Raw genomic sequence first — 5,737 nt, 5'->3', positions numbered from 1 at the left:
CGCCTCGACCCCGACCGCGGGCGGCGTGCCGACGCCGCTCGGCTTGCCCGACACCGGGCTCGGGCCCCACCAGGCCTACGCCTATCAGTGGTGGGTCAGCATGCCCTTGGGCTTCATCCTGATCTTCTTCGGACTGCGTCGCGAGGAAGGAGTGGCCGCGGACGTATCGGAGGCACCCGGCTCGGCTTCCCCGCCCACCGACGCTCTCGACACCCGCGCCGAAGCCCGCCCGGTCGCTCGGCGGAGGCCGCGCGCGACGGAGCGCGGCAAGGTGCGGATCTGGGACGAAGAGGATGTCTGAGTGCCGTCAGACCAACTTCACCACGATGTCGTGCAGGGTGTCACCCGCCCGTGCCACCCGGTCGCCGGCATTGGACAGGTGCCGATAGACCTCACGGCGTTTGAAGACGTCCATCACCATCGCGTAGGCCGCGGGCCCCGTCGGTCCGTCCAGCGACTCCAGGCGGCGCACGTCCTCGGCCGGGTCGAAGAGCTCGGCAAGGGCCTTGCGATATTCCTTCTCGACGCGCCGTTCGCTGATGCGGGCCCGGTCGGCCAGGCCCTCGGCCATCGCCGTCTCGTGTTCGAGCTTGCCGTAGCCCTCGTCCAGGGCCCGGGCGCCCTCCAGCAGGAGCGACGCCATCCGGATGGTGTGTGCGTCCGGCGCCACGCGGAGCACCTCCATCTCGCGAACCGTCGTGCGGGCATAGGTGGTCAGCCGGTGCAGGGACTAGATCGCTCGGTAGAGCTCCTCGCGGTCCATCGGGGTCGAGAAGGCAGCATTGAGGGCGTTCATGCTGGCCTCTTTCATCGCCGAGGCCGCGATCTCGTTGTCCTTGACCCGGGCCCCGAAGTCCGGGTCACCGTCGGACTCCATGAACTCCACGAGCAACTCCAGGCTCGCGACCGCTCCTATGGACTGCGCGCGGAGCAGATCGAAGAAGTCCGGGTTCTTGGGGAAGACCCGGCGCACCAGCCGCATCGGTCCGTGCTCGGTGTCCATTGGGCGCTCCTTGTCGGGGGTCACCAGAAGAGTCGGATGATCAGGATCGTCACCACGGAGACGGCGGCTGATCCGGGGATCGTGACCAGCCAGGTGGTGAGGATCTCCTTGGCCTTGGCCCAACGCACCTCGCGGGCATGGTCGGCGGCACCGATGCCCATGATCGAGGACGAGACGACGTGGGTGGTCGAGACCGGTGCGCCGAGCAGGGAGGCGGCGTAGATGACGCCGGCGGAGGTCAGTTGGGCATCGAGTGCGTGGATGGGCCGGATCTTGTAAATGCCGAAACCGACGGTCCGCACGATCCGCCACCCGCCCGAGAGGATCCCGCAGGTGATCGCGCTTGCGCATATCAACATCACCCAGAAGGGCACGGCGAAGTCGGCGATCCGCCCTGCGAGCAGGAGGACGAGGGTCAAGATACCCATCGACTTCTGGGCGTCATTGGCGCCGTGCGAGAAGGCCAGCCACGCCGAGGTCACCCATTGGGCGCGCCGCAGCCCGGTGTTGGCGCTCGGCCGGGCGCGACGAAGCAGCAGGGCGGAGATCTTCTGCAGCAGGAAGCCGATGACGAAGCCGACGACCGGGCTGAGCAGTAGCCCCATGAGCACCTTGGTCACGCCCGTGACATGCCCGCGTCCCAGCTCGCCGAAGCCCCAGATCACGTGGCCCGCACCGACACTCGCAACGACGGCGCCGCACAGGCCGCCGGTCAGCGCGTGCGATGACGATGACGGTATGCCGAGCCACCAGGTCCCGAGATTCCACACGATCGCGCCGACCAGGCCCGCGAGAATGATCAGGATCGCGCGTCGCGCATCCACGTCGCCGAGTTCGACGAACTTCCCGATGGTGTTGGCCACCGCCGTGCCACCGAGCAGGGGCCCGAGGAATTCGAAGGTCGCGACGATGACGACCGCCTGGATCGGGGTCATCGCTCGCGAGGCGATGACGGTTGCAATGATGTTGGAGGCGTCGTGGAAGCCGTTGGTGTAGTCGAAGAGCACGACAAGGACGACGGCGAGCACCGCTAGCGCGGTCAAGCTCGTCATGGCGTCTTTGCCTTCCGTTCACCTGGAATTCATCCGGCGCCGACTGTAGGGCTCGCCCTCGTATTTGGGAAGAGAGGCAAGACTCACCCCGCGACGGGCGCGTCCGCCTCGCTGAATTGGGTGCGATAGAGATCGGCATACAAGCCACCGGCCGCGAGCAATTCGTGGTGGCGGCCACGCTCGACGATGCGGCCGCCGTCGACGACGAGGATCTGGTCGGCCCGGCGAACGGTGGAGAGGCGGTGGGCGATGACCAGGGCAGTGCGGCCGGCCAGCGCGGTGTCGAGGGCGCGCTGCACCATCAACTCCGACTCGCTGTCCAGGTGCGCGGTCGCCTCGTCCAGGACAAGCAGGCCCGGCCCCTTCAGCAGCAAGCGAGCAATGGCCAGTCGCTGCTTCTCACCGCCGGAGAGCCGGTAGCCCCGGTCACCGACGACCGTGTCGAGGCCATTGGGCAGGCCGGCCACCAAGCCGCCGATCTGCGCCGCCTCGAGAGCGGCATGGATCTGCTCCTCGGTCGCCTCGGGAGCCGCGAAGAGGAGATTGGCCCGGATGGTGTCGTGGAAGAGATGCGACTCCTGGGTCACCACGCCGACCGCGCCGGTGACCGAAGCTAACGTGGCGTCACGCAGATCCATCCCCTGCAGCCGGACCGTCCCGGAACTCGGATCATAAAGGCGCGCAACGAGATTGGTGATCGTCGTCTTGCCCGCACCGCTAGGGCCGACGAGGGCGACCAGCTCGCCCGGCGCCGCCGAGAAGGTCACCTCGCGCAGCACCACAGCCCCGGCGGACCGGTCCCCGGACACCGTCGTCTCGAGCGACTTCAGCGATGCCTGATCCGCGCCGGGATAGCGGAAGTCGACCTGGTCGAATTCCACGCCAACGGCTCCCCCCGGCAGGGGTTGAGCGTTCGGGGCCTGGCGGATCGCGGGGGTCAGGTCGAGGATCTCGAAGACACGGGTGAATGAGACCAGGGCCGTCATGACGTCGACGCGCACATTGCTCAGGGTGGTCAGCGGCCCGTAGAGGCGGGCCAGCAGCGTGGCGAGGGCGATGAGGGTGCCGACGGTCAGGGTCTTGTCGATGGCCATGACGCCACCGAAGCCGTAGACCATCGCTGTCGCCAGCGACGCGATGAACGTCAACGCGATGAACAAGATCGTGCGGTTCATCGCGATCTTGATCCCGATGTCACGGACGCGGGCGGCGCGATCGGCATACTCGCGATCCTCGCGCTCGGGGTCACCGAAGAGCTTGACGAGCAGGGCTCCCCCCACGTTGAAGCGTTCGGTCATCCGGGAGCCCATCTCGGCATTGAGATTCATCTGCTCGTGCGCCAGGGCGGCGAGCCGACGCCCCATCCACCGGGCGGGCAGCAGGAAGAAGGGGACAAGGGCGAGCGCCGCCAGGGTCAGTTGCCACGACAGCGCGAGCATGGCAGCGACGATCAGGGTGAGTGAGACGATATTGCTCACCACGCTCGACAGCACGCTGGTGAAGGCCTGTTGAGCCCCGATGACGTCATTGTTGACGCGAGAGACGAGGGCACCCGTCTGCGCGCGGGTGAAAAAGGCGATCGGCTGCCGCAGGACGTGTCCGAAGACCTGCGTGCGCAGGTGATAGATCAGCCCCTCGCCGATGCGCGCGGAATACCACCGCGAAAAGACCGAGACGCCGGCGTCGAGGACGGCGATGACGGCGATGATCGAGGCCAGCTCTATGACCAGCGCCTTGTCGCCGGGGATGACCCCGCGATCGACGAGCCGGGCGAGCAGCAGCGGGGTGGCGACGACGAAGAGTGCGTCGATGACCACCAGCGTGAGGAAGGCCGCGATGACCGCGCGGAAGGGGCGGGCATACGTCAAAACGCGACGCGCGGTCCCGGGCGGCAGCGCGGTCTGGGCGACGCTGCCGTCGCGGGTGAGGCTGTGCATCACTTGCCAGGGCGACGTGCTCATGGCCCAAGTCAACCGTCAGGCACCGACAACGATTCCCGTGTGGGTCACCGCGCGGCAGCGGCCCGGGCCAGCACCAGCCGTGCCACCGCATCGGTATCCCCGAGCACGCCCCCGACAAAAGGTATGCCGTCGGCGCGGCACCGCGCGACCATCCGGTCGCGCAACACCCCCTCGGCGAGCATCGCCGAGACCCCGACCACCTGGGCGCCCCCGTTAAGGTGGCCGACGGCATCGTCCAGGGGTTTGTAGTCGTCCAGGGTGGCGAAGGCATAGTGCGGGCCAGGCGGCACACCCGCAGCGATCGCGGCGAGCAGTTCGTCGACGGCGGCACGCCGCGAACTCCCGGCGACGTAGACGACGACGACGTCGGCGCTCGGACGATCCCGCCGCAGGAGCTCCCCGATGGCCTCCCCGATCGCCGCGTCCGGGCCCAGAGCGTCCGCCAGCAGGACGCGACGCCCGTATGCCGTGGCCAACGCCGCGGCCGCATCGGGGACGTCCACCTCGACATGGAAGGCGCGGCTGAGCAGCGCCGGAACGACCACGACGTCCCGGTCGGCACCCGCAACCGACAGCACGTGACCGATATGCCCCGGGGTCGGGCCATGGTGATCGAGATAGGCGATCCGGACCTCGCGGCCGGGGTCGAGCACGGCGACGCGGGCGGCTAGTGCCTCGATGCCGTGAGCGTGCCGCGGATCGGGCGACCCATGCGCGAGCAGCACGATGGTGGCCGCCACGGCGTCGTCGGGAAGTGGCGTCATACGTCCGAGCTAAGCCGACGCGGTCGGCCCAGCAAAGGGCTCGGCCGACCCGGAGAGGAGCTGCAGTTCTTCGCGAACCGCGACGACGTCGCCGACGACGATCACCGCCGGGGCCCGAACACCGACGCGGTGGGCGTCGGCAGCGGCGCGCTCCAAAGCGGTGACGGTCGTGCGTTGCCCGGGTGTCCAGCCGGACTCGATGATCGCCACCGGGGTGCGGGGGGCGCGGCCGGAGGCGATGAGCCCCTCGGCGATGGTGGCGAGCGCGGAGACCGCCATCAGGAGCACCAGGGTGGCATCGGGTGCCGCGTCGCGGGCGGCGGCGAGCACGGACGCGGGCCCGTCGTGGCCTGAGGCGAGCACAAAGGAGGCGGTGATGCCCCGGTGGGTGACCGGGATGCCGGCGGCGGCGGGGACCGAGATGCCGGAGGTCACACCGGGCACGACCTCGATCGGAATGCCGTGCGCCGCGCAGTGCAAGGCCTCCTCACCGCCGCGGCCGAGAACGAAGGGGTCGCCGCCCTTGAGGCGGACCACCTGGGCGCCCTCCTTCGCGTGGCGCACGAGCAGTTCATTGATCTCGAATTGCGGCACCGGGTGATGACCGGCCGTCTTGCCCACGGGCACGATGAGCGCGTTGGGCGCCAGGTGGGCGAGCGCGGTCGTGGGGCCGAGGCGGTCGGCCACGACGACGTCCGCCTGCGCGAGCAGGCGGCGGCCACGGACGGTGATCAGATCCTCGGCGCCGGGCCCTCCCCCGACGAGGGCGACCCGCCCGGCCGGCTCCTGTCGAGCGTCGTTACCACGCTGCCGGCGGCTGGGCAGCTCTCCGGTGTCCAGAGCGACGAGGATCGCATCGCGCAGCGCCGTTGCGCGCCGAGGGTCCCCGCCCGCGGTGACGGCGACCTGGATGCCGTCGGCGTCCGCCAGGTGCTTGCGCACGGCGCGAAACAGATC

The 5,737-nt window shown here is 69.3% G+C and carries 6 protein-coding genes and 1 pseudogene; 1 reads left to right on the top strand and 6 read right to left on the bottom strand.

Features of this window, described 5'->3' with window-relative positions:
- A pseudogene (locus PKH97_RS12980) lies at positions 1-301 on the top strand (hypothetical protein); the annotation flags it as partial.
- Between the two features lie 6 nt (positions 302-307).
- Here the strand turns inward: PKH97_RS12980 and PKH97_RS12975 are convergent.
- The 6 genes from PKH97_RS12975 to cobA all read right to left on the bottom strand — a co-directional run.
- Positions 308-685, bottom strand: coding sequence for a hypothetical protein (locus tag PKH97_RS12975; protein WP_324387916.1), 378 nt, complete (start codon positions 683-685; stop codon positions 308-310).
- 45 nt (positions 686-730) lie between these two features.
- Positions 731-1,003, bottom strand: a complete 273-nt coding sequence (locus PKH97_RS12970) for a hypothetical protein (RefSeq protein ID WP_324387915.1) — start codon at positions 1,001-1,003, stop codon at positions 731-733.
- Positions 1,004-1,023: 20 nt separating this feature from the next.
- Positions 1,024-2,055 carry an inorganic phosphate transporter gene (locus PKH97_RS12965; RefSeq protein ID WP_324387913.1) on the bottom strand — a complete coding sequence of 344 codons (1,032 nt, stop codon included), beginning with the start codon at positions 2,053-2,055 and terminating at the stop codon, positions 1,024-1,026.
- Positions 2,056-2,138: 83 nt separating this feature from the next.
- Positions 2,139-4,016, bottom strand: coding sequence for an ABC transporter ATP-binding protein (locus tag PKH97_RS12960; protein WP_324387912.1), 1,878 nt, complete (start codon positions 4,014-4,016; stop codon positions 2,139-2,141).
- Positions 4,017-4,060: 44 nt separating this feature from the next.
- Positions 4,061-4,780: a CbiX/SirB N-terminal domain-containing protein gene (locus PKH97_RS12955; protein ID WP_324387910.1), complete on the bottom strand. Its 720-nt coding sequence runs from the start codon at positions 4,778-4,780 to the stop codon at positions 4,061-4,063.
- 9 nt (positions 4,781-4,789) lie between these two features.
- On the bottom strand, positions 4,790-5,737 hold a 948-nt coding region (gene cobA / locus PKH97_RS12950; protein ID WP_324387909.1), incomplete at its 5' end, for a uroporphyrinogen-III C-methyltransferase.

Origin of the sequence: Nostocoides sp. (genome assembly GCF_035343835.1) — a bacterium.
Classification (GTDB): domain Bacteria; phylum Actinomycetota; class Actinomycetes; order Actinomycetales; family Dermatophilaceae; genus Nostocoides_A; species Nostocoides_A vanveenii.
Note: the sequence above shows the minus strand (reverse complement) of the source record. Positions and strands in the feature narration are given on the sequence as shown.

Coding starts and splice junctions, on each gene's coding strand:
- PKH97_RS12975 (WP_324387916.1), bottom strand. CDS start 685: ATGGAGGTGCTCCGCGTGGCGCCGGACGCACACACCATCCGGATGGCG.
- PKH97_RS12970 (WP_324387915.1), bottom strand. CDS start 1,003: ATGGACACCGAGCACGGACCGATGCGGCTGGTGCGCCGGGTCTTCCCC.
- PKH97_RS12965 (WP_324387913.1), bottom strand. CDS start 2,055: ATGACGAGCTTGACCGCGCTAGCGGTGCTCGCCGTCGTCCTTGTCGTG.
- PKH97_RS12960 (WP_324387912.1), bottom strand. CDS start 4,016: ATGAGCACGTCGCCCTGGCAAGTGATGCACAGCCTCACCCGCGACGGC.
- PKH97_RS12955 (WP_324387910.1), bottom strand. CDS start 4,780: ATGACGCCACTTCCCGACGACGCCGTGGCGGCCACCATCGTGCTGCTC.